18 protein-coding genes are annotated in these 24,411 nt (G+C 62.5%); 13 read left to right on the top strand and 5 right to left on the bottom strand.

The annotated features are described in order from the left end of the window. Together ETR14_RS26575 and ETR14_RS26570 are read left to right on the top strand one after the other, a co-directional pair. Window positions 1-1,065 carry an ATPase, T2SS/T4P/T4SS family gene (locus ETR14_RS26575; protein ID WP_165356654.1) on the top strand — a complete coding sequence of 355 codons (1,065 nt, stop codon included), beginning with the start codon at window positions 1-3 and terminating at the stop codon, window positions 1,063-1,065. Window positions 1,066-1,270: 205 nt separating this feature from the next. Continuing rightward, entirely contained in the window at window positions 1,271-3,331 is a 2,061-nt protein-coding gene (locus ETR14_RS26570) for a type IV secretory system conjugative DNA transfer family protein (protein ID WP_165356653.1), read from the top strand. 276 nt (window positions 3,332-3,607) lie between these two features. On the opposite strand, the gene ETR14_RS26565 is transcribed toward ETR14_RS26570, so the two are convergent. Next, on the bottom strand, window positions 3,608-4,726 hold the full coding sequence (locus tag ETR14_RS26565; RefSeq protein WP_129392736.1) for a hypothetical protein: 1,119 nt from the start codon (window positions 4,724-4,726) through the stop codon (window positions 3,608-3,610). A 55-nt stretch (window positions 4,727-4,781) separates the two neighbouring features. On the opposite strand from ETR14_RS26565, the gene ETR14_RS26560 reads away from it, so the two are divergent. The 10 genes from ETR14_RS26560 to ETR14_RS26520 all read left to right on the top strand — a co-directional run bounded on the left by ETR14_RS26560 (window position 4,782) and on the right by ETR14_RS26520 (window position 20,379). Then, window positions 4,782-6,905, top strand: coding sequence for a DNA topoisomerase (locus ETR14_RS26560; protein WP_129392733.1), 2,124 nt, complete (start codon window positions 4,782-4,784; stop codon window positions 6,903-6,905). Between the two features lie 32 nt (window positions 6,906-6,937). Then, a complete protein-coding gene (locus ETR14_RS26555; RefSeq protein WP_129392730.1) occupies window positions 6,938-7,642 on the top strand; it encodes a hypothetical protein in 705 nt (234 codons plus the stop codon). Further along, the gene (locus ETR14_RS26550) at window positions 7,639-8,670 is read left to right on the top strand and encodes a CHC2 zinc finger domain-containing protein (protein ID WP_129392727.1); all 1,032 of its coding nucleotides are present in this window, start codon (window positions 7,639-7,641) and stop codon (window positions 8,668-8,670) included. The genes ETR14_RS26555 and ETR14_RS26550 overlap by 4 nt, the downstream gene beginning before the upstream one ends. 95 nt (window positions 8,671-8,765) lie before the next feature. Continuing rightward, the gene (locus tag ETR14_RS26545) at window positions 8,766-13,007 is read left to right on the top strand and encodes a hypothetical protein (protein ID WP_129392724.1); all 4,242 of its coding nucleotides are present in this window, start codon (window positions 8,766-8,768) and stop codon (window positions 13,005-13,007) included. A 374-nt stretch (window positions 13,008-13,381) separates the two neighbouring features. Continuing rightward, entirely contained in the window at window positions 13,382-13,780 is a 399-nt protein-coding gene (locus ETR14_RS26540; protein WP_129392721.1) for a hypothetical protein, read from the top strand. 116 nt (window positions 13,781-13,896) lie between these two features. Then, a complete protein-coding gene (locus ETR14_RS29595; protein ID WP_165356652.1) occupies window positions 13,897-14,031 on the top strand; it encodes an acetyl-CoA synthetase in 135 nt (44 codons plus the stop codon). Between the two features lie 4 nt (window positions 14,032-14,035). After that, complete coding sequence (locus tag ETR14_RS26535) at window positions 14,036-15,964, top strand: ribonucleoside-diphosphate reductase subunit alpha (protein WP_129392718.1); 1,929 nt, start codon at window positions 14,036-14,038, stop codon at window positions 15,962-15,964. 55 nt (window positions 15,965-16,019) lie between these two features. Then, window positions 16,020-17,084, top strand: coding sequence for a ribonucleotide-diphosphate reductase subunit beta (locus tag ETR14_RS26530; RefSeq protein ID WP_129392715.1), 1,065 nt, complete (start codon window positions 16,020-16,022; stop codon window positions 17,082-17,084). 225 nt (window positions 17,085-17,309) lie between these two features. Further along, entirely contained in the window at window positions 17,310-18,143 is an 834-nt protein-coding gene (locus tag ETR14_RS26525; RefSeq protein WP_129392712.1) for a hypothetical protein, read from the top strand. Window positions 18,144-18,258: 115 nt separating this feature from the next. Beyond that, window positions 18,259-20,379, top strand: coding sequence for an ATP-dependent helicase (locus tag ETR14_RS26520; RefSeq protein WP_129392709.1), 2,121 nt, complete (start codon window positions 18,259-18,261; stop codon window positions 20,377-20,379). Window positions 20,380-20,459: 80 nt separating this feature from the next. On the opposite strand, the gene ETR14_RS26515 is transcribed toward ETR14_RS26520, so the two are convergent. The 3 genes from ETR14_RS26515 to ETR14_RS26505 are packed head-to-tail and all read right to left on the bottom strand — an operon-like array spanning window position 20,460 to window position 22,496. Further along, complete coding sequence (locus ETR14_RS26515; protein ID WP_129392706.1) at window positions 20,460-21,785, bottom strand: hypothetical protein; 1,326 nt, start codon at window positions 21,783-21,785, stop codon at window positions 20,460-20,462. An 8-nt stretch (window positions 21,786-21,793) separates the two neighbouring features. Continuing rightward, a complete protein-coding gene (locus ETR14_RS26510; protein ID WP_129392703.1) occupies window positions 21,794-22,081 on the bottom strand; it encodes a hypothetical protein in 288 nt (95 codons plus the stop codon). Between the two features lies 1 nt (window position 22,082). Beyond that, a complete protein-coding gene (locus ETR14_RS26505; RefSeq protein WP_129392700.1) occupies window positions 22,083-22,496 on the bottom strand; it encodes a hypothetical protein in 414 nt (137 codons plus the stop codon). An 85-nt stretch (window positions 22,497-22,581) separates the two neighbouring features. On the opposite strand from ETR14_RS26505, the gene ETR14_RS26500 reads away from it, so the two are divergent. Beyond that, a complete protein-coding gene (locus tag ETR14_RS26500) occupies window positions 22,582-23,955 on the top strand; it encodes a transglycosylase SLT domain-containing protein (RefSeq protein WP_129392697.1) in 1,374 nt (457 codons plus the stop codon). Window positions 23,956-23,984: 29 nt separating this feature from the next. Here ETR14_RS26500 and ETR14_RS26495 read toward each other — a convergent pair whose 3' ends face one another. After that, on the bottom strand, window positions 23,985-24,290 hold the full coding sequence (locus ETR14_RS26495) for a hypothetical protein (RefSeq protein ID WP_129392694.1): 306 nt from the start codon (window positions 24,288-24,290) through the stop codon (window positions 23,985-23,987). Window positions 24,291-24,411 lie beyond the last annotated feature (121 nt).

The raw sequence follows: 24,411 nt of genomic DNA, 5'->3' as shown, positions 1-24,411 counted from the left end.
ATGAGCCTCGCAACCATCGAGCGAATGCTCGCCCCGCTCGAAAAATACTACATGCGCGATCATTACGAGGAGATCGCCGTCAACCAGCCTGGTGAGGTCTGGTGTCGCCGTAACAAGCCAGACGCGTACAACCGGATCTGGGTCCGTCACAACGACCCAGCGCTGACGCTGCGGTACCTCCGGACGCTCTGTCAGGCGATCGCGAACACCTTTGGTCACAAGTTCAATCCAGACGACCCGAAGAAGCCGTCGACGGTCTTCGCCACTCTGCCGCCTTTCGACCACCGGTTCGCTGCGATCGCCGGCAATCACATGGTCTATGATCAAACCCTTCCCGAGGGTGGCATCGGCATTTGCATCCGCAAAGGAGCAAAGGCCAGCCGGTCCCACCAGGTCGAGTTTTCCGATTGGGGCCTCGTCGAAGGCCGCGGCGTTCAAAAGGGGCACGCTCACCTTCCGACGATCCACGATCCCGTGCTGGATGCCATCAGAGCTCTGAAGGATGCCGTCCAGCAGGGCTGCAACATTCTCATCTCCGGCGGCACGTCGACTGGCAAGACGACGCTCTTCAACCGCATCCTGGAAGAGGTGGACACGCGCACCAGGATCATCACCGTTGAGGACACGCGCGAGATCAAGCTGCCGAAGCACCACAATCACGCGCACCTTGTTCTCTCTCGCACCGACCGCAACTCGATCTTCGGTTACGACGACGCGATCGACGTCATCATGCGCTTTACGCCGGACATCGTGCTCGTCGGCGAGATCTCGACGACAAACGCCGGCACGCTCTGGCGGCTCACTGGAACCGGTCACGGCGCCATGATGACGACAATCCACGCCTCGAGCGTCACGGATTGCTATGACGTGCTCTACGAGCGCATTTCCGGCTGCATTCCGAACCTAGATCGCGCCAAGACAATTGAGAAAATCCGCGAGAACTTCTGCATCATCCAGATGAGCCGCGATATGGGCGGCGCTCGCGTCATCACGGATATCAAAGCACCGGTCCCGAGGGACCAGCAGGCCGCTCACCACGCGGCGGCCACTACGATCGCAGCCTGACACCCCAAAGCACCAGCTGGGCCCTGAATGCCTCCGGCTGGCGCTTTGCACTGTTGCACGTCCAAGCGGCCAGCCGCGCCAGCGCTCAAAAGATCCACAAAGGATCCAGCTTCCGTTCGACAGCGGGACCAATCTCCCATAATGGTAGAGAGATCTTAGAGGAACTCCCATGTCCATTCAGAGCGAAACCTTCAGCCCCGAACATATGCGGCGCGAGAAGGATCTTTGGGTCCGCTGGCTCGTCGCTACCATCGCGCTAGGAATTTTTTCCTTCTGCCTCTTCATGGCCGTTGCTCCGCTCGTCTACTGGGCAATGGAGCGCAGCTTCGACCAGACCGCTTGGCGCTGGACCGCTGACTATCTCTCGCACCTCGGTGAGCCGAACTACATCGCGAACGCCCATTCTTCCCTTTGGAAGTTGCATTGGGAAGCTGGCTTCGCTTGCTTCGGCGTCAGCTTCCTGAGCGCCCTGTTCGTTGCCGCGATCTTTTATGCCGTCTGCCCGTACAAATCTTTCGAGATGACGCACGGCGACGTCCGCTGGGCGGTCGACAAGGACATCCGGCGCATGGAAGGCCGGCGGCAGATCGGCATCAGAGGCGGCTACGTCGGCATCCTCGGCAAGTGGAAGGATGGGAAATACATCCGGCTGATCGAACCGATTTCTGTCGCGATCCCGGCCCCTCCCGGCGCCGGTAAGACCGCGGCGATCGTGGTGCCGTCCATCGTTGAGTCGCCCACGGTGTCGATGATCGTGAACGACCCCAAACCCGAGCTTGCGGAGATGACGTCCGGCTACCGGGCCGAGATCGGCTTCGTGTTCATCATCGATTGGTCTGCGACCGATAAGCCCCACGAGGGCATCTTCTACCCGCGTTTCAACTTCCTCTCGACGGACCTGGTCCCGCCCGCAAACACCGCGGAGCGCGACACCTACCTCGATGCTGTCGCCAAGGTCCTCATTCCGGACACGAAGGGTGGCGACAAATACTTCACCGACAAGGGTCGTGACTGCCTCACGGGCTTCATGCACTACCTTGTCAGCCATGTGAACGATCACCGCTCGTACGAAGGCATCCCAACGCAGTGGCGCGGCATGGAGGCTTCCTTGCCGATGCTCGTCGATTGGATCGCCGACGCGCAGTTCCAGGCCGGCAAGAAGGCCGAGGAAGCGAACAGAGAGGCTGCAGCCAACAAGCAGCTGCCCACTGCCGACGGCATGAAGATGTTCCTCACCGGTCTCGTCGAGCAGATCAACGCCGGCGGCTACTCGCAGCGCGCCTTCACTTCGATCGCGCCGCTGATCGACATGGCAGACAAGGAGCGCTCAGGCGTTCTCGGCACCATGGACGCGGCCATGCTCCCGTTCAAAAACATGGCCGTGAAGGAACGCACGTCAGCCTGCGACTTCACGAGCATGGACCTCCGCGGGATGCAGGACCCGGATACGGGCGAGTGGCTTCCGGTCACCCTCTACATCTGCGTCAACCAGGCCGAGGCACAGGCGTTCGCCAACATCACCGCCCTCCTCTATGAGGTGCTCAGCCGCGACTTCCTTTCGTACGGACCGGGCGAGCGCGACAAGCGCGGCCGCGTCATGGGCCCGATGACCATCTGCTTCATGATGGACGAGTTCGCGAAACTGCCGAAATCCGAAACGGTCCTCACCGGGCCCGACCTCGGGCGCTCTAAGAAGGTCTCCTATTGGCTGATCTTTCAGGCCCGTTCGCAGCTGGTGAAGACCTACTCGAAGGAAGACGGCACGATCATCGACTCCACATGCGGTGTCACGGTCCTGCTCGCTCAGAACGATGCTGAGACGGCTGCCCACTACCAGAAGACCGTCGGCAAGACGACCATCCGCAAATCGTCGCATTCGCGCCAGGCCGGCCTCTCCAAGTCGGCGAATCCCTTCGCCAAGAACGAGAGCATCGCATCCGAAGGTGTCGAATTCCTCCGCATGGAAGACATCACGGCGATGGACCCTGGCACCCAGCTCGTCCTGCCGCAGAGCTTCCTCAATCGTCCGATGAAGGTCCAGAGCCCGTTCTTCTTCGAGGACGAGAAGATGCTCAAGAAGGTCTATAACCCGCGGACCAAGAAGGGCCCGGCGCCGGCGAATCCGCTGCCGGAGCACATCCGGCTCAAGCGTCAGGCAGAGTGGCTGGAGAAACTACGCCGCGAGCAGGAGCTCGATTCCAACATTCAGGAACGTGGCCTGGCCGAGGTCGCCCTGGCCGGCGTTCAGGAGCCCGCTGCATACTGACCCATCTGCCGGCGGCTCCGGCCGCCGGCTTCCCTTCCCGACCTCCACCTTCACGCGACCCGACGCAGCAAACGGTGGAGCCACCGGTCGTCATCAGAAACCTTTGGGCGGACGGCCACCATCCTACCCATCGTCCACAGGCGGTGGTCAGCGTCGCTGGTCAGATTGACCAGCGACGTTCAAGCCGGACATCCACATTGCTCTGCCCCAGAACGGGCACAAAAAAAGGGGGCGCCGCGAGGCGCCCCCTTTCCGTTTCGACCAGGATCGGCTCGATCAGCGACCACGGCCCCCGCGCTGAGCGGCGGCTGCCGCCAGCACATCGAGCTCGTTGTCCGCCGCCTGCTCCGAAGACACGCCGCGCGAGGTTGCACGACCGGTCTCCTGACCACGCTCCTGGGTCTGCTCGCGGTTCTGAACCCGCTCGGGCTTCTGAACCACGCCGCCACGGCCCCGGAGCTCGGCGTTGATCGCCGCCAGACCGCGAGCCAGCTGCGCATTGAGCATGAAGTCCTCGTCTTTGAGGCCCACGCCCGGCGCCGCTGCCTTCTGATCGGCGAACGACATCGCCTTGAGCTGATCGACCGAGAGACCCGAAGCGCTCGACCGGAGGCCCAGCTCTTTGGCCTGAAGGGCCTCGAACTGGCTCCGGGTGGCGCCGGCGACCGCCAGAAGCTGCGGCCGGGTTGCGGCGCGCATCTCGTTGAGCTGCTTCTGATGGTTGTCACGGCTGTTCTCCGGATCAGCAAGACGGAACCCACGATCCTTGTATTGGACCATGAACGCAGCGGAACCGCCGCGCTGGCGAGCCTCATCACGCGCGCGCTCGGTCGCCGTGTTGATGCCCTGCTGGTTGTCTTCCTTCCCGCCACGCGCCGCATGCTCGGCGACGTAACGATCCATCGCGGCCTTGCCGACGTAATCGGCGAAGCGCTCCGGCACCGCAGTCGTCACGCGATAGAAGGGGAGCTCGTCGCCCTTGCCCTTGATGAAGGGCGCGGACGATCCGGTCTCCTGCACGAGCTTGCGGAATTCCGCTTTCTGCGAATGAGCCGGGTACATCTTGATGCCCGTCTCTTCCGCCTTGGCATGCTGCCGCGGCTCACGCGTGGTCGCTTCACGCTTCCGCGCTTCGGACCGCAGGGCTTCGCCCTCGGCTGCCCGCGCGTCGCGATCCGCCTGCCAGCGCCCCTTCGCCTCATCGCCGATATAGGCCGCAAGGCCCTGTCGGAACGTGGCGAGTTCCTCGGTGGACTTGCCGTCCGTCTGCAGGATATAGGCACCGTGCTCCTTGTCGAAGCGGATGGGTGCGCCGATCTCACGCGCAGTGGCTTTGAGACGCTCGTTCTCTTCGCCCTTGACGGAATAGAGGTAGTTGTCTTCGGCTTCCGCCATACTCTCTTCTCCCAGCGGCCCGACTACCGGAGCCTCATGCCCCGGGAACTACCGCTTGCACCTATTCTCCCTGACGCGCAGCCGTTCGGCAAGCGCTAATCAAGATATTTTTCCACGCGGCTTCCTGAAGAACGCTTTGCCACCCTCTGATCCAGACGCTAGATTATCCTGCATGAGACTTTGGATAGCAGAGAAGGCGGCCGCAGCGCGCGACATCGCCAAAGCCCTTGGCGGTGGCCAGGAAAACGGCGGGATGATCCGCCTCTCCTCGAACGAGGTGGTCACATGGGCGATCGGGCACCTGCTCGAGAGCTACATGCCCCATGACTATGACGAGGCTTATCGCAAGTGGGATCTCGCCCAGCTCCCTATTCTTCCTGCGAAATTTCTGAACAAGCCTGATCCTGATAAGCGGCGTCAGCTCGGCGTCGTCACTGGCCTCATCCAGAAGGCCTCCGAAATCGTGATCGCGACCGACGCCGGGCGCGAGGGCGAAGCTATCGCCTGGTCTGTGCTCGATCACGCAGGTTGGCGGGGCCCTTGCAAGCGTCTTTGGACCAGCGCCCTCAACCAAAGCCATCTCAAGAAAGCAGTGCTTCAGCTGATCGACGACCGAGAGAAGTTTCCGCTCTATATCTCGGCGCGCATCCGATCCTCCATGGATTGGTCCGACGGCGTCAACTGGAGCCGCTACTACAATCTGCGCATCCTTGAGCCGTCTGACCGCGTGCTCTCTCTCGGGCGCGTTCAGACGGCAACCCTCGCGCTCGTCGTGGACCGGGACAACGAGATTGCACGCTTCGTTCCCTCGGCCTTCTACGAGCTGAAGGCGATCATGGACCTCCCAGAGGGCCGCCTCGAGCTTCTTCACCAGCCGGCAGCCGAGAAGCGTATCACCGATCGCGCCGCCGCGCAGGATATCGTGCGCCGGACGCAGGGCGTTCCGACCAACCTCAAGGTGGAGCACAAGCCGAAGTCCTTCGCGCCGCCACCACCTTACAGCCTCCCCGATCTCCAGATCGCAGCCTCTGCTCGGTGGGGTTGGTCACCCAAGCAAACACTCGACGTTCTCCAGTCTCTCTATGAGAAGGGTGCCGTCACCTACCCGCGTACCGACGCCGGCCACCTTAACAACGAGATGGAGGTCGACATGCCCCACCATCTCGCTGCGCTGCGTCAGCGGCCTCAGTTCCGACAGCTCGCCGACATCAACCCACCCGTCATCCGCAAGTCGGTCTTCGATTCCTCGAAGGTCGAGGATCACCACGGTATCATTCCCACCAACGAGTGCATCGACATCCAGGGTCTCGGCCCCGACGCGGAGAAGCTCTTCGACATCATCGCCCGCCGATTCATCGCCTGCTTAATGCCCGACGCGAAGGGTTCGACCACGAGCATCAGCGCCACCATCGACGGGGTCGTCTTCAGGACCGCCGGGACGACCATCACCGATCTCGGCTGGAAAGTTGTCTGGGGCGGTAAAGATGAGCCGGCGGACAAGGCAGATGACGACCAGGACGAGGATGAAGTGGCGGCCGAGACCAATCGGATCCTCCCGCCCGTGTACGACGGCGAGCCGGCGGTGGCGAACCCGGTCCAGATCCTCAACAAGATGACCAAGCCGCCGGTCCACTTTACCCAGGGAACGCTCCTCGCCGCGATGAAGAGCGCCGGCAAGAAGAGCGACGACGCTGAAGTGCGTGAGCTGCTGTCAGGCGGCGGCCTCGGCACCCAGGCGACCCGCCAAGACATTCTGGAGAAGCTGCGATACCGCAAATTCTGCGAGCTCAAGGGCAAGAAGTTCCTGTCGACCCAACGCGCTCGCGAGTTCATCGGTATCCTTCGCGAGGATGGGAACCGGCTGGCCGACATCATCGCCACGGCGGACCTTGAGCGCGAACTTCGTCTCGTCGAGAAGGATCCACGGCAAGCGCTGCCCATTTGGGAGCGATACAAGGCGCAACTCGCAGGCGAGATCAACAAACTCAAAGCGGGTCCAGCTCCTCGCAAGCTCACGCCCATCGGGGATGGTCGAAGAAGCAATGGCGCCGCCAGCGGTGGTCCTCGGGGAGGATCTCCTCGATCGGGTCCCAGCAGCGGGAGACGTGCCCCTTCCGGGGGCAACGGCGGAAGGAAAGGGTCCTACGGCGCCAGCCGATCCCCGCAACCATCTCGGTAAAGAGATCTCGAAGATAAGATCGGCAAATCCCTATGAGCCTCCTCACCTTCCCGCCTGGCTGGAATCTTGACATCCCCGCCGGAACGCTGCTCATCCGAGCGGACGTGGTGATGAACACACGTCCCGGCGCAGGCGGCTACTGCGCCATCATCGAAGCTTCAGACGTGAAGGACCTGACGCTTCTCCGCGGCGGCGAGCCTGAGAGCGACACCGAGAAGATGATGCGCTTCCTCGCCGTTCGCCTAGCGGAAGAGATCGGCGGCAATCGTGCGTTGGTGCTCACCCGCGGCCGCGTCGCTCAGCAAGCGCTCGCCGAAGCTTTCAAGCCTTGGAAGATGATCCGATTTCTTGGCCATTCGAACGCGGCGGTAGCAGACGCCACTCGCCACGCAGCGGTGATGGCCGAACGCTCTTATGGGCGCACGCTCCTCGCGCCCGGCCACCCGAATTACATGAAGGTTCACGAAGAGAGGCTTCAGCTCGCTCGCTACGAACCCAACGGCGAAGCCTACAATGAGAACCAGGATGTGAAGACGGTACATGCCGCCCTTCAGCATCTCGTCTCCGTGGTTGGATTCGGAGACCTCAAGAACCCGCGCGTTCAGCAGGCGGCGCAACAATACCTGAATGCGGCGGAGAATGAGCGCTTAGCGCATCAACAGTTTGCCATTCGCGCTATTACGGCGAATGACATTCCTAAGCCCACGAGGGATAAGGAAAGTAGGTTAGGTTCGTGAAGTACACCGCCCAATCCATGGCCGACGCCCTCAACGGCAATCGCGCGCGCACCAAGCGCACAACCCAGGGCTTCATGGCGCTCTGTCCGAATCACAACGACAAAAATCCCTCGCTCTCTGTTCGGGAGACCGAAGGTGGCCGCATTCTCCTCCGCTGCTTCGCCACGACCTGCACGAACGCCCGTGAAGTCTATGAGGCAGTCGAGAGCCATCTCAGGCTCGAGCGAGGCTCCCTGAGCGGCACAGCGCGCAACTATGAGGCTCCAAAGCCGCAGGACAGGGTGAAGAATGTTCGATCGCCAGTCGAGCCAATCGTGCCGGTACCCGACGACGCCCCGCCGATCGCCAAGAAAGCGCGCAACAAGAAGCACGGCGCCCCGACGAAACTATGGCCGTATCGCAACGCCGCTGGTCGCGTCATGGGATACGTGGCTCGATACGAGACCGCGCCGGCCGAGGGCCAGACTGGCTCTAAACTGATCTGGCCGTGGGTCTACGGCGTTCGCGAAGGCAAGCGCCAATGGTGCGTTCATGCGATGCCTGAGCCCCGCGTCCCGTTCAATCTCGACAAGATCGCGAAATATCCGACCGCGCCGATCCTATGGCACGAGGGCGAGAAGGCCGCTGACGCTGGCGAGATCCTCTTTCCGAATTGGGTTTCCACAACCACCGCTGGCGGCGGCAGCGCGCCCCATTTGACGGACTTCTCCGCGTTCGCCGGGCGGCTGGTTATCTTGTCGCCGGACTACGATGGGCACGGGCTCGAATACGCGGCCCAGGTTTCGGCCGAGCTCGTCAAGGTTGGTGCCGAAGTGAAGCTCCTTAGGTTCCCCACCTCCTATCGCGTCGAGGACGGGAAGTTGGTGCGTGGCATGTACCTCATGCAAGAAGGCGACGACATGCATGATCATCTGGACCGGGGCTGGACCACCGAACTCGTGCGGGAAGCAGTCACGCTGAGCGGCTTTCCACTCACGTGGTCCCTTAGCGACTGGAGCGCTCAGGAAGTTTCAGAGATGGCGGCGTAGCGCAAGGGAAAATTCTCAGGATTTTTTTACACGGGGCAGTTGCATGAGCAGGGATCTGAGTGGGACAATGGAGTGTCACTTGGAGGAAATTTGCCATGACGGTTTACTCGTTCAAGGGTCATGCACATCGCGAGAAGCAGGCTAACGAGCCGAAGCTCATCACGATTTCGCAGACCCACCCTCTCAATAACGCCCACCGCCCGCCGTATGCCAACGGCCCGGCCGCTGCCCGCGCGCTTCTCGCCCACGCGCAGCGTGAACTCGCCGACCCCGCCCAGGGCGCGGAGTATTTCGCGAAGCTTCGCAGCACCCTTCTGAAGGGCGCCGGCAACGATCGAGGCATCGACGCCCGCCTGCGCGCTCGTTCGCAGCGTGCGATCTCGGCTCTCTCGAACAACGATGTGGAGCTCACCGAAGAGCAGATTCAATTCGTTCCGGGCCTGATCGACCTCCAGGCCCGCCTTGCGGCGAAGCTCCTGCCGCTCGTCGCCACCACCGGCCAGCAGGCCGAGACGGTCATCGATCAGGTCGACAGCATCACGCGTGACGCCCTGCGCGCTGCGACGCACATGCGCCCCCAGCTCGACCGCGGCGAAGAGCCCGCCCAGGTCAGCGATTGGCAGCGGGACCTTATCCGCACCCTCGCGACTGCACCCGGGATCGACCACAGCGACGACGAACAGCTTGTCGCGGACTTCGACAAGCTGATCTTCCAGCTTGAGCAGAGCCTGCCGATCGCACTCGATCGCGACGAGCCCCTCTACGAGATCGACGATACGCTGGATCCGGCGGCCGTTGCCGCGACCGTCGACGCGCTCGAGTGGTCGGGCATGCAAGGCGCGCTGGCTGACGACGTCTCTTCGTTCGTCACCGGCGACGACGAGCTGACTCAGCAGGCGCGCGACGCGGTTTACGCCAACATGTCGATGGACGAGCGCGAGTTCGCAGCGACCAAGATCGCGCTGCGTCCGAGCGACCGCATCAACATGGGGATGCAGGTGGTGAACTCGTTCCCCTCGACCATCAAGCTCCCCGAGCCCGCGATTGAGATCGGCCGTTTCGACGTTCGCATGGCGAGCGAAGAAGAAGCGCAGGTGATGAACCAGCTCCTGCGTTGGGCCGACCAGCAGAAGGCCTATCCCGGGCCGGAAGCCGCCCACTCTGCCGTCGAAGCCATGAAGCAGCTGCCGCTCGCCGCCGGTGAGCAGGGTCGTTTCACCGTCGGCCTCGCCGTCGCGAATAACGAAGCTTCGATCGCTCACGCGGAATCGTTCCTCGCTGCCTCGGCGAAGAACCCCGATATGCGCGTAATCATCCACGCCGACATTCCGTCGGTGCGGGATCGTCTCATCGAAGCTCGCCGCCAGGCCCTCGTCGAAGCGGGTCGCGAGCCCACGTTCGCCGATGCTTCCGATGCCAACCGCAACTTCGGCGGCTGGACCCTTCGTGACAATGGCGCAGATCGTTTCCTGGGCGAAGGCGCGCACGACAGCGCGATCTTCGTCGCGAACGTCGACAAGGTCATGATCTACAACACCGCCAACGACCTGTCGGTGGGTTCGATCGAGCGTGCTCGGTCGGAGGCGATCAGCGCGCGCAAGGCCCTCGAAGCTCAAGAGGCGGCTCTTCGTGAGGCAACCGCAGCCGGCAAGACCGCCGAAGTTTCGCGTTTGACGGCCGTCGTCTCGGGCGCCACCAAGGCGAAGCACAGTGCCGATGTTCGCCTCGGAACGCTCAAGAGGCAGCAGGCCGACGCACCGCACCGCATGGTGACGCCCGGCGACATGGCTCGCGCCACCATCGTCGATCTCGCCTACCAGCAGGGCAAGCTTCAGAAGGTCTTCATCCCAGCCGAAGGCCAGAAGAGCGCCGTCGTGCAGACCAAGGCCGGCGACCTGGCCGATCAGAACCAGATCACGGCGCATCAGAAGGCCCGCGCCCTGCTTCGCGGCGAGGAGCATGACAAGCGTCAAATGCGCGACATCTTCACGCAGGCCGGCATCCGGACTGGCGGCGCCCAGCCGCACGCGGTCCTGGTCGACGGCTCCAATTGGTTCCAGGAGACAAAGGGCGCGAAGAAGGGTTTCGATGCCTTGCGTGACCGGATCAACGCCATTTCCCCGACGACGCCGATCCTGACCAGCAACAACGCGATCAACCCGATTTCGAAGGAGCTGATCGCTTCCGGTCGTCCGGTCATCCACGCAACCGCCTGGCGCGTGAGCGAAAGCTCGCGTCCGATCGGTCCGAACGGCAAGCCCATCACCGTCTCGGAGCGTCGCACCGAGCTCGATCTCGGTCGCGTCACCTACAAGGCAAAGGAGTTCGATCCGAAGCAGAACAAGGACGTCGAAGTTCTCAAGACTCGCCATCGCGAATTCACCGCTGCAGACCTCAAGGGCGCTGTGGTTGTGATCCGAGGCGGCGGCTCCATGGAAGCTGCAACGTGGGATGCCGTGCGCAAGCAGGCGCTGCTCGACGGCAAGGCCGGCAATGCCCTCTCTCCTGCCGACGCTTACCTCGCAGCTGAAAAGGCGTGGTGGGCGGACCAAGGAGCGAAGATCGTCACTCCCAAGGAGGCCGACGACAAGCTCGGCCGCGCGATCATGCAGGAGGCTCTCGTCGACTACGCCTCGCAAGCGGTGCTCGCGACCGACATGGGCAAGGACTATCACTCGGCGAACCTCATCCGCCTCGCCGCGGACGCGGACAAGCTCGCCTCCGTGACAGGCAAGGACGGGAATGCGATCCCGCTGCAGACCGCTTACGATCACAGCCTGCAGTTCTCGCAGACGATCGTGGACAATACCCTGAATGCGATCAAGAAGGACATGGCCGAGGAAGCCTCGTCCGATTACGCTCAGGCGATCCTCTCGAAGCTGCCGGGCGTCACCCCGGCGCGCGCCCAGGAGATGGGCGAAGTCTACGGCACTCTCAACGACATCTACCGTGCCGCAGAAGCCGGCGAGGCGTCGGCTGCCCTGCCGAAGGCTCTCCATCATGAGCTCGCCCTTGCCAACACATGGAAGAACGCGGTCGAGAACGTCGCCCACCTCGGCAACGCGCTCGACAATGCCGGCCTCGACGGGATCGCTGTCGGCAGCCCAGACTATCCGGCAACCGTTCGTGAGAGCGGCCGCTCGGATATGATCTATGCTCGGGGCGACATCGACCTGAACATCCCGACCATCGCGCTGGTCGTGGGCGGCGACACGAAGCCCTCCCCGGCCGACCAGGACGCGGCGCGCGCCGTCGCGACCGAAGCGAACGAGAAGGGTTGGGCGGTCTCGATCCACCTTTCCGGCGAGACGTCGGCCCGTGTCGCCAAGTCGATCGCCGAGCTGCCCGAGGCCGAACGTCCTCGGATCCTGCTCGTCGGCGACGGCGTGCCGCGGTCCAGCGATGTCAAGCTCCTCGACGCCGTTCGCGCTGTCGAGAAGGCTGGCGGTGGCTTCGTCACCCCGACTGCTCCCATCGTCCTTCGCGTGGAAGAGCGGCCGAAGACCGAAGCCGAAGTTGCGATGTCCGGTCCGGAGACCAAGACCGATCCGATGCTCGAAAAGGTCTACGCCGCCGACCGTCGCAGCGCCCTTGACCTCCAAGGACGTCAGGCTTCTGCGGTCGTAGTCGTGAAGAGCTCCGGCAACGACATGGAGATGGTTGCCCTCAAGTCGGCTCTCCAGGCAGGTCGCCCGGTCGGCGCGCTTGGCCCGTCGGACCCCGTCAACCCGACGGTGGACGATCTGCGCTATCGCACCGCCGACTACAGCGCCAACCGGCGTCTACTTGCTGGCGGCGATCGCGTCTCGGTCATGCTGGAAAACCGGCACCTCGCGTTCCAGCCGAACTTCATCCCGGACATGACGGCCGATGCCAAGCAGGTCTATGTCCCGTTCGAGGGCTCCAGCGAAGGCAAGTCGAACGACCGGCTGCAGAACCGCGATGCGGAGCGTGATGCCACGCCGCGCGGAGAACTGGAAAGCGGTGGTCGGATCCGTACCGAGATCGCGTGGCGCGAGCCTGCCCAGTTCATTGCGAACGGGCGCGGCACGGGCGACTTCATCTCCAAGGTTGAGTCCGGTGAGATCCGGCCGATCCTGGCGACTGAAGTCGACATCGCGGCACAGTCTCGCCGGAACGACGAGCGCTTCCTCGACAGCTCGAACGCGATGCTGGCAGCGGACGCCGCTCGCCTGCGGCGCGAACAGACCGGCCAGGTCGACGTTCGCTCCGACGTCAAAGCGGTCTTCGCCGAGGTGAACGACAGCGCCCGTGAAGCGATCGATGCGGAGACGCAGAGCCACTTCCTGGCTCAGCGCGCCGCACTCAGCCGCTAATCGATCGATCGAACGGGAGAGGGCCCGGCTGGTTCGCCAGCCGGGCCCTTTTTAATGCCCCATCGGCTGCGCTTCGACGAAGCGCAGAAGAGATAGGAAACCAGCGAGAGGGTTACCCCAAATTATGACGGCGCCTGATCAGCACACGGATGAGGCGTTGCCTGCGGCAAAAAGGTTCCAGGGGTGGTGGAAAGAGAAAAGCACTGGCCGTCAGCACGGAAAAACGATTTGACGGCCCCCAAGGCGAAGGATCAAAATAGGGATCTTTCGAGGGATTTTGGGCAACTGGGAGACCCTTCGAGGTCCGCCTGCCCGTCGTACAGAATCCACACTTTTCAACACCCTCGTGCCCGAGGCCTCTACAAGGATAAATTATGAAGGACAGATTCATCACCGTTCGTGCGCCGGTCAGCATCAAGATCGGCCCAGTCCCGCAGGACATCACCGCGACTGCAGGCGTTATCGCCTACGGCCACCAGAATTTCGGCAAGATCTTCAGCGAGCGCGGCATCGCCGCCCACATTCACGGCGAAGACTCGGTCGTGACGTTCTCGATCGACGGCGAACAGCCGGCCAAGTCCCAGACCGCCAACGGCCTGGTGCTTGACGAGCGCACGTTCCGCATCCAGCCCGCCGGGCCGGACCGCCATACACTGGAAATCAGCACCGATCTGGGCACCACGTTCCGCTTCGGCGGTACCTTCGCAGACGCCGTCTTCGCCAAGGCGATCGGCGACGCCTGGGTCGATGGTCGGATTGAGCCAACCGCGTGAACCTTAGCTGTCGCTTTGGATGGTACGAAAACGGCCGTGTGACGAAGTTCGTCCACGGCCGTCGGCAGTCGGACATCCCGGCTGACGAACCCTCCGCACCTGCAACTCTGACGGACATGGCCGAAGACGTCCGCATCGTCGAAGCACAGATCGACGGCGCGAGCTGGTTCGGCCGGCTCCTCCCCAGGAAGGCGGGCCAAGATCATGGCATCGTCCTCCTCTACCAATCGCCCACGGCGACAAGGACCTGATCCGATGACCGACTACGTATCCACCTCCAGCTCCGCGCAGGACACCACCGTCGGCGACCTTGCGGTCGCTGCCGCGGCTCTCGCGACGACCGTCGCCGCGTCCGCACCGGCTGAGGACAAAGTCCACGAAACGCCCGCCCCGCGTTTCGCACTGACGCTCGACCACTCGCGCGACAAGCTGCTGACGGACTTCGGCAAGGATACGCTTCAGGATCGCTACCTTCTCCCGGGCGAACGCTATCAGGATCTCTTCGTCCGCGTCGCCGGCGCTTATGCGGACGACCGGGATCACGCGCAGCGCATGTACGACTACATGTCGCAGCTTTGGTTCATGCCCGCGACCCCCGTCCTCTCCAACGGCGGTACCGGGCGCGGTCTCCCGATCAGCTGCTATCTCAACAGCGTCTCAGACAGCCTCGAAGGCATCGTGAGCACCTGGAATGAGAACGTCTGGCTCGCTAGCCGAGGCGGCGGCATCGGCACCTACTGGGGCAATGTCCGTGGCATCGGCGAGCCCGTCGGCCTGAACGGCAAGACCTCGGGCATCATCCCCTTTGTCCGCGTCATGGACTCGCTCACCCTCGCAATCAGCCAGGGCTCCCTCCGCCGCGGATCGGCCGCCTGCTACCTCGACATTTCCCACCCGGAGATCGAAGAGTTCCTCGAGATCCGCAAGGCTTCCGGCGACTTCAACCGCAAGGCCCTCAATCTGCACCACGGCGTGCTCGTCACCGACGAGTTCATGGAAGCGGTGCGCGACGGCCGTGAATGGAGCCTCCGTAGCCCGAAAGACGGCTCTGAGCGCGCCAAGGTCGATGCTCGCGCGCTGTTCCAGAAGCTCGTCGAGACCCGCCTTCAGACCGGCGAGCCGTATATCGTTTTCATCGACAAGGTGAACTCGACCATGCCGCGCCATCAGCGCGATCTCGGCCTCAAGGTCACCACGTCGAACCTCTGCTCCGAGATCACCCTGCCGACTGGCATCGATCACCTCGGCAAGGCGCGGACCGCAGTCTGCTGCCTCTCTTCGCTCAACCTCGTCACCTACGACGAGTGGAAGAACGACAAGCGCTTCATCGAGGACGTGATGCGTTTCCTCGACAACGTGCTCAGCGACTATATCGCGAACGCCCCGGAAGAGATGGCCAACGCCAAATACGGCGCGATGCGCGAGCGGTCCGTGGGCCTTGGCGTAATGGGCTTCCACTCGTTTCTCCAGGCTCGTGGTCTCCCCTTCGAAGGAGCCATGGCCAAGTCCTGGAACATGCGCATCTTCAAGCACATTCGCGCGCAGGTCGACGAAGCCTCGATGATGCTCGCCCACGAGCGCGGACCTTGCCCGGATGCCGGCGATATGGGCGTCATGGAGCGCTTCAGCTGCAAGATGGCGATCGCCCCGACCGCCTCCATCTCCATCATCGCCGGCGGCGCCTCCGCTTGCATCGAGCCTGTTCCGGCCAACGTTTACACCCACAAGACTCTGTCCGGCTCCTTCTCGATCCGCAACCCGTACCTGGAACAGCTCCTCATCAAGAAGGGCATGAACTCCGAAGCGATCTGGAACGGCATCCTCGAGAAGGGCGGCTCGGTCCAGCACCTCGACTTCTTGACCCAGGACGAGAAGGACACGTTCAAGACCAGCTTCGAGATTGACCAGCGCTGGCTGCTCGAGCTCGCCGGTGACCGCACGCCCTATATCGACCAGGCGCAATCGCTGAACCTGTTCATCCCGGCGGACGTTGAGAAGTGGGATCTCCTGATGCTCCACTACCGGGCCTGGGAGTTGGGCATCAAGTCGCTCTACTACCTGCGGTCGAAGGCCATCCACCGCGCGGGATTCGCCGGCGGTGTCGAGGCCGACAACACGATCGACCACAAACAGATTGAGTTGCCGAACGAAACGGATTATGACGAATGCCTCTCGTGCCAATGAGGGCAAGTGTCTGATCTCTCTCGGTTTTTCAAAGTTTTAGTGAAAGAGTTCCGCCATGTCTCTCCTCGAATCTCGCAAGCAATATAAGCCGTTCGAGTACCCTTGGGCGTTCGAATTCTGGAAGCGGCAGCAGCAGCTGCACTGGCTGCCCGAAGAGGTGCCGCTCGGCGAGGATTGCCGAGATTGGGCCCAGAAACTGACCGATCATGAGCGCAATCTGCTCACCCAGATCTTCCGCTTCTTCACCCAGGCGGACATCGAGGTGCAGGATTGCTACCACGAGAAATACGGCCGGATCTTCAAGCCGGTCGAGGTCAAGATGATGCTTGCCGCTTTCTCCAACATGGAGACAGTGCACATCGCCGCCTACTCGCATCTGCTCGACACGATCGGCATGCCCGAGAGCGAATATGGCATGTTCCTTCAGTACAAGGAAATGAAGGACAAGCACGATTATCTCGCCACCTTCGGCGTCGACAGCGACGAGGATATCGCCCGCACCCTCGCCATGTTCGGCGGCTTCACCGAGGGGCTGCAGCTCTTCGCCAGCTTCGCGATGCTGATGAATTTCCCGCGCTTCAACAAGATGAAGGGCATGGGCCAGATCGTCAGCTGGTCGGTCCGCGACGAGAGCCTCCACTGCGAAGGTATCACCCGCCTGTTCCACGCCTTCACCAAAGAGCGCGATTGCCTCACCCCGGCGGTGAAGAAGGACATCCGCGACGTCTGCCACACCACGGTCGACCTCGAGGACGCATTCATCGATCTCGCCTTCGAACATGGCCCGGTTCCCGGCATGACGCCCAAGGAGATCAAGCGCTACATCCGCTACATAGCCGATTGGCGCCTCAGTCAACTCGGCCTGCGCCCCATCTTCATGATTGACGAGCACCCGCTGCCCTGGCTCGCGCCTTTGCTCAACGGCGTCGAGCACGCCAATTTCTTCGAGACCCGGGCCACCGAGTATTCGAAGGCAGCGACCCGCGGCAATTGGGGCGAAGTCTGGGATAATTTCGATCGTCGGAAGTCGGCCAAAGCGGCAAACGACACCCCTACAGAAGCGGATGCCTCGCGACCTGCCGAAGGCGACATGTTCGCCCTCCCGGCGGCCGCAGAATAACGAAACCGCGGCGCCGGCGGCGCCGCAGCGACATCTATCGCTTGGGGGAGTCGTCCGGACGGATCCGACCACTCCCCCTCCGCCGCGACACGCGCTCGACGCTCTACCTCCCCGAACACCCCGGCACCGCCAGACTGCCGCCACCTGGGTGCCTACCCAAAGACATCCTCAGTCCGCCAGCGAGCTTGGCGGTTAGGGTTGAGATAGAGTTCAAAGGAAAATGTTGTGACGATCCAAATCGCTCTGAGCGGTGCCCATTTCACGCGCTTCGACCCCCAGAGCCTGCTGCAGGGCGACACGGTTCTCATCATTGCCGACCTCGCCGAGCCGCTCGAGATCGCTCCATACAGCCACTCGCGCGTGCCGACGCCGATCAGGTTCACGGGGGACGGGGCGACGATCGCTCTCGTCGACCTCAAGACGGGCAACCTCAATCGCGCGCTTGGCGGCTCTGAAGAAGGCCGCCCCAGCTACGGCGAGTATTTCCTCCCCTCGATGGGCGAGCACACGACCGTCACCGTCAACGTCGTGAACGAGACAGGCGCCGTCCTGCTAATCCAACCAGGCCACTGCCTCGGCTCTTTGACCTTCCTCCCCACCGCGGTGGGCGCTCAGGTGCCAGAAGCTGCAGCAACCCCCCACATCGCGATCAACGCTCGGTATGCGCCAAAGCACCTCGACGCACGCATGCTGCCCGCTGCATCCACCGACCCGTCCTTTGGCATCTCCCTGACCGCAGATCTGCCGGCGCCACTCACGATCCCACCTCACGGATCGGTTCAGATCGCCACCGGCCTCTTCCTGGCGCTGCCGATTGGTTTCGAGGCACGCGTCCAATCGTCCTCGTCGCTGCCGATCGAGGTCTTGGCGCAAGGACGCGCCGCAATCTCGCCGGGCCGCGATGCCATCGTCACGATCGCCAACGTCAGCACGACAGAGATCGTGATTAGCCCTGGTGACGAGCTCGCGCACCTCATCATCACACCGGTTGCACACGCGGCGCTCCGTTTCGGGGCGTCCGCTGCCGAAGTTCCCTCCGAGCAGCTCGAGACCGCCTGAAACTCTCTATGAGAGAATGGTAGCTGCCTGACGGGGCTTAGATGAAAGCTCCTGACCAGGCCCTGCGGCGCCAGCGCCGTGGGGCCTGAGCCATGACAACGGGATTTCGACGACGATGTACGGACGCTATGACTTCGCCGAACCGTTCAGCCCTTGGGCGGATGACGAGTTCTTCAACCAAGGCGTCTTCGAGGGAACTCTGTCAGAGCGCGTCCAAGCGGCTCTGGACGCGCCGCACCCGACGAGTAATCAACAAAGGCTCGTGAAGCTCGTCGAAGGAATGACGCCAGACCAGTTCGAGGCTGCGACGTTCGACGAACAGCCTCTTCTCGTCCTGGCTGGCGCCGGGACCGGCAAGACCCGCGTGCTGACGGTGCGCATCGCACTACTGGTCACTGCCGGCATGGCCCAGCCGAGCGAGATCCTCGCTCTAACTTTCACGAACAAGGCAGCGAAGGAGATGGGCACCCGCCTCAAGCGGATGCTTGATCTCGACGCAGTCGCAGTCACCGCCACTACCTTCCACGCGTTCTGCGCCCGCATGCTTCGGGACTACGGCGGCGAAATCGGCTGGCAGACCGACTGGACGATTCTGGACTCGGACGAGATGCGCAAGATGATGCGCAACTGCTGGAAGGATCGCTTCTCCTCTCCTCCGACCAAGGACGAGCTCAACGACGTCGAGCAAGCCCATGACGTGATGTTCTGCGCGGGGAACTCACCCGAGGAGGCCCAGAAGGATCTCGCCGAGGCTTCTGCCCACACCGTGTGGGACTACCAGGCCCGCAAGGCTCGCGAGAACGTGAAGGACTTCTCGGACCTGATCACCGAGATGGCCCAGATGCTCGAGCGCTCGCCATGGGTCCTGAAGGAGATCCAGCGGCGCTTCAAATACGTGCTCGTCGACGAATACCAGGACACCGACGGCAGGCAGGAGGCTCTGCTACGCAAGATCCTCGGGGACAACCCCAACGTCACCGTCGTCGGCGACGAGGATCAGCTGGTCTACACCTGGCGCCACGCGAAGATCGAGAACATCCTCAACTTCGGAACGCGCTGGAACGCCCATACTGTGCGCCTGCAGCTGAATTTCCGATCGACGCAGAACATTCTTGACGCTGCCAACCGCCTGATCCGCTACAACAAGAACCGCCTCGGCAAGGAACTTTACACCTTCGAGGACGATGGCCCGAAGGTCGCCCACTCGGAATTCGAGAGCGCCTACGACGAAGCCCGGTGGATCGTCGATCGGATCGAGGAAGACATCGCCGCCGGCGTCCCGCGCGAAGAGATCGCCGTCCTGGTCCGCGCTAGCCATGCCCTCAACTTCGTCGAACAAGCTCTCAATCAGAAGGGCATTCGCTACACCCTCTCGGGCGGCAAGAAATTCCAGGACCGCGTCGAGATCAAAGACATGTGCGCCCACCTGCGGCTGATCGCCAACGCCCATGACAGCATGGCGTTCGAGCGCGCGATCACCTCGATCAAGCGCAACGTCGGCGCCGGCCTACTTGAGGACATCGCCGCGGCCGCCAAACGAATGAGGACCGATATCACCGACGCGGCGCGTCGGATGGCTCTCGGGGGCATCATTCCACAGAACGCTCGCGGCCCGGTCCTTCAGTTTTGCCGGACGATCGCGAGCGTCGCTGCTGATGCCGTACATGGCGAGCTCGCCGACGTCATTCTCACCAAGCTCCTCGAGGACACCGGCTACACGGATGCGATCAAAGCCGATCTCGCTGAAGCCAAAGAGAATGGCGACAACGACGCCGTCGACGCGCTCAGCACCCGCCTGACAAACCTCGATGACCTACTGAACATCGCGAAGGACAAGAACCTCACGGAGTTCCTTGATCACCTCGGGCTGTCAGAGGACACGCGCAAGGACGACGGCAAGGGCGTTTGGATCGGAACCATCCACGCTGCGAAGGGCTTGGAATTCTTCAACGTCTACCTGCCTGGATGGGAGCAAGGCGTCCTACCTTCGAAGCAGGCAATGAAGGGCGACGGCGACCTCGAAGAGGAACGCCGCCTCGGCTATGTCGCCATCACGCGCGCCCGCAAGAAGCTCCACATCTCCCACAGCCTGCAGCGCTTTGGTCAAGACGCGTGGGCCTCCTGCTTTCTCGCAGATCTCGGCTTCGTGGAGCGTCCGGACACTGGAGAGGTGGCTGGCCTCTACGATCCCGATGCAGTGAACCCCTTCGACGATCTGGCGGACGTGCCCTTCTAGGCCCACTTCCGGCTGACGCGCGGGCAAAGAAAAAGGGGCGGCTCCATCGGAGCCGCCCCTTCTTTTATACGCCGAGGACCTCAGCGAGCCCCATTGCTCGTTGCTTTCCCGACCCCGTCCGGCGCAGCGCCGGGCCGCGCGGCTACAGCCCCTTTCGCGCCAGACCAGACAGCCTTCCCTGCCTGCGCCGCGCCGCCGCCGATCAAACCACCGGCGCTCGCTGTTGCGCCGCCAGCCTTCTGAGCACCGAACTTGGTAGCGTCACCGATCAACCCTTCGGTAGCCTTCCCAACGCTGCCCATCGATCCCTGGAAGCCCGCGAACTCGGTCGCCATCGACCCCGCCGCCTTGATGAAGCCCGAGATGCCGATCGCGCTCGCCAAGCAGATCAGAAAGTCGGGCACTCCCATCGGTCCCAACACATCCCGGTTCGTCTCGTTGATCTCCACGTCGAACACTGGCCCAAGAATCTGATCAAGAACCTGGATCGCGATACTCACAGCCAACGCCGTGAACATAAACGTGAGACCGGCCGCCAACACCGACGTGACGGCCTGCTTCACGACACCTCTCGTCGGTTTGAATTGATAGCCTAGCACCACCAAGGGCAACACGAACGAAACTGCACCAACTCGAAGCATGGCATCGAACAAACGCAGAGGGAGGAGCAGCATCATCATAAAGAACGCGGCGAAAAGGATGACCCCGCCCACCAGCTGTAACAGCTCGAATTGAGCCCCACCAAGCCCAATCTCGAACACCGCCGAGTCCGCCATGTAGCCGCCGAACGCCAAACCGGTACTCATCGTCTTGTGCATCTTGCACATCAGATTAACGCCCTGCGTAGCCAACGGGTCTCCGCCGACGTCGTAACCGCACAGGTCCATTCCCCCGCCGAGAAGCTTACCTCCAGCTCCCATCATCCCAGCAAGTGTCGGATTGATCCACTGGACCATCAGATAGGAGAACGTCCCCTGGCTCAGCAGGAACATGACGATCATCATGACAACGAGACGTTGAAAGATCTCATTGATACTCTGTTGAGCACCCACTGCTCCGCTGGGGCTCATCAAGAGGTACAGCTGCCAGGTAACCCAGACGCTCATGAACGCCGAGAGCGCCTGCAGCGCAGGCGTCTTGAATTGCTCCTCACCCTTTTCCCCAACCTCGGTGATCACCTGCGTCATGACGATCAGCAGTTTGCATCCCCAGCACCCTTCGTTCGAGGACATGCCGGCTTTCCACTGAGCGAGCGTCCATGACGCATCCATACCCGGCTTCGGCGAGCCGTCGTCCACCGGGACAGTAGACGGGGTCGGACTCGGCGCCGTCTGCGCCATGGCCGACGAAGAGAACGACGCCATCGCGCCGAACATCAGGGCCAAAATAATGAAAAGCTTCTTCATCGCGAACCTCATCGTGGGGAGGCTGGAAGCGCGACTACACGGCCCCGATCCTCGCCATCATCACCAAACTCGCCTCCACCCTGCTCTTCTAACACGTCGTCCTCCGGCTCAGCCGCTGGCTTAGAAAAGAGCCGCAGTGTCAGGCCCCTAAAAAGCACCAGGAACACGAACATTCCTGCCGCGAGCGTCCAAAAGAACACCGACATGATGAAAAGCGTCGATCCGAAGGTTTCCCCCAACTGAGCCGCGACCCAGTAGAGGGCGACGAGGACCGCGATGGCGCCATATCGACGCATATCAGGCGCTCGCCGCTTCTCGCGCGAGCGCAATCTGCTGGGTGATCGACTTCGGCGTGGCAACCACCTGGCTCCCGCGCATGACCATCTTCAAGGTGTGGTCGTCCGCTCCGTATGCAGCCCAGACGTCCAGCCCGACGTCATGCGGGTTCCGCAGCTTCTTATTCCCTGCCTCGTCGAACACGATGTTTCGATCGGCGTCGAGCTCGTAGCAGGACGTGCGGACCCGGATCAGCGGGCCGCCGTTCGCGTCGTCTTCCAGGATCACCGCGTAATAGTCGCTTTCGTGCGCATGGCGTCGCTCGAGCGCAGCCGCCTCCGACAGAGACATGATACTCTTGGCGCTCACCATCTCCACCGGCTTCGCCGCCATGGAGCTGGCCGGAGCCGTCTCGTCCGCAAATTTGGTTGCCATCACATAGCCCCCTTCCGCTTGGTTGATTGATTTCGAAGTTCTAAAGCGGATTTCCCTGCCTGTCAGCGGCTAAGTTGGATCTTTTGTGGATTCTTTGCGAGTGCCGCCCGGGCCCTCCCCTACTCGGCGGGGTTTCTCGCGGTCGGCGAGCGCTTCAGGAGGAAAGATCCAGAGCGCAGCAAGCCATGGTAGGCCAGCTCGAACAGGATGTGGTGGACACACCCCCATCCCGTCGACTAATCCTGTCTATAAATCCATCACGCATCCTGCCGGGGGCACGACATTGAAACGTACACTTTTGTGGGCGACGAGCGCCCTGACGGCATGCGTCGCGCTCCCTGGCGTGGCACACGCGCAACAGGCAATCAGCTGCCCCGGCCTTATCTCGGAAGCGGAAGCCCGCCGACAGATTCCCCGCGGCCTTCTCATGGCGATTGCGATCACCGAAAGCAGCGTCAACGGCATTCCCAATCCTTACGCGATGAACATCGCCGGCCGCGCGTATCACGCCCGCGATCTCAACGACATGGCTGGCCAAATCTCGGCGAACTGGTCCCGTGGCGTCAAATCGATCGATGTCGGCTGCATGCAGATCAACCTGCTGTATCACGGTGACAAGTTCAGCCGGCTCACCGATCTTCTTCATTCGCCGACGAATGTTGAGTACGGCGCAAACTACCTGATCCAGCTGGCCACAGCCCGCGGCTCGTGGCGCGAAGGCGTCATGGATTACCACAACAAGTCGAGCCAGGCTCGACGCCAATGGTACGGCTGCAAGGTCTGGAACAATTACCTTCGGATCAATGGCGCCCAAACCGGGTATGTCCAGTGCGGCCGTGCGCCAGGGGGGTCGTCGGTCGCCTCTTCGGCCAGTCCCAAGATCAATACCAGCCCGCTAAACATCCCCGGCTACAACTCGCCCGGGTCGGCACCTGCATACGCCCAGAATGCGTCGATCCAGACTGGCCGAGCGACTGCCAGCGCGCCGGGAGCGCAACCGATGATTGGAGGCCAGCCAATCGTGACCGGCCGGCAAGCGCCGGGCGCCCCGCGGACCTCACGCCCGATCTCGGCAGCGCCGTCCCCGGACGCATTGGCCGCCTCCTACGCCTCAATTCCGCTTGGATCCCCAATGGAATCCACGCCAGCCCCGCAGCCGCTGCTTGCGCAAGGCGGTCCGGCCGAGCCGATCGCCACGATTGGAGGTCAGCAGCTAGCAGATCAGAGCTTTGACGTGCCGCAGCCGCGTCAACGGGTCACTGGGTCCATCGAGCTCGCTGCGCCTGGAGTTGAAATGGGCGAGGTTACGACGTCCAACGATGTTCGCGCTGCCGCCTTCAAAGCCATTCGGCCCACCGATTGGAGCGGACGCGTTCAGGCCGAGACCAACGCTGCCGAACCGCCCGTTACAAGTCGAGGACAGGGCGGCTTTGCCCGAGTGTCGGCCTCCTCCGACTAATCTTCAGAGCGCCTCGCGAGGACTCGGGGTCACTCGCCGAAGATCACGAAGAAAATCCCGAACAACGCCATGGCGACAGCTGCGAGCCACAAGCTTCCGCTCGACCAGGCCATCGACGCCATAGCCCCGGCCGCGAATGCTGGCGCAAAGCGCTTGAGCGAGAAGCTCGATCGCCCGCCTGAGACCATGAACACGCCGAAGACCAGCATCATCACGACAACAAAGTAGCGGAAGAGATTCTCCGCCGTTTCAGCGTTGGCGAGCCGCCAGATCGGCAGCCAAGAGAACAATGCGTGCAAGGCCAGCCCGGAAAGAGCGGCGCCAATCTGGATCATGGAAGTTTTTCCTCGCTTCTCCTCTTTGGATGGGGGGTAATCTCCTGCTTGTCAAACCATCCTTTTCCCGCAAGAGTGGCAGGGAAAATATGACCACCCTCCGCGATGGTCATTCCCCTCC

The organism is Sphingosinicella sp. BN140058, assembly GCF_004135585.1.
In the GTDB taxonomy this organism is placed as follows: Bacteria; Pseudomonadota; Alphaproteobacteria; order Sphingomonadales; family Sphingomonadaceae; genus Allosphingosinicella.
The sequence above is the reverse complement of the archived record's forward strand: the minus strand, read 5'-3'. Positions and strand labels throughout refer to the sequence as shown.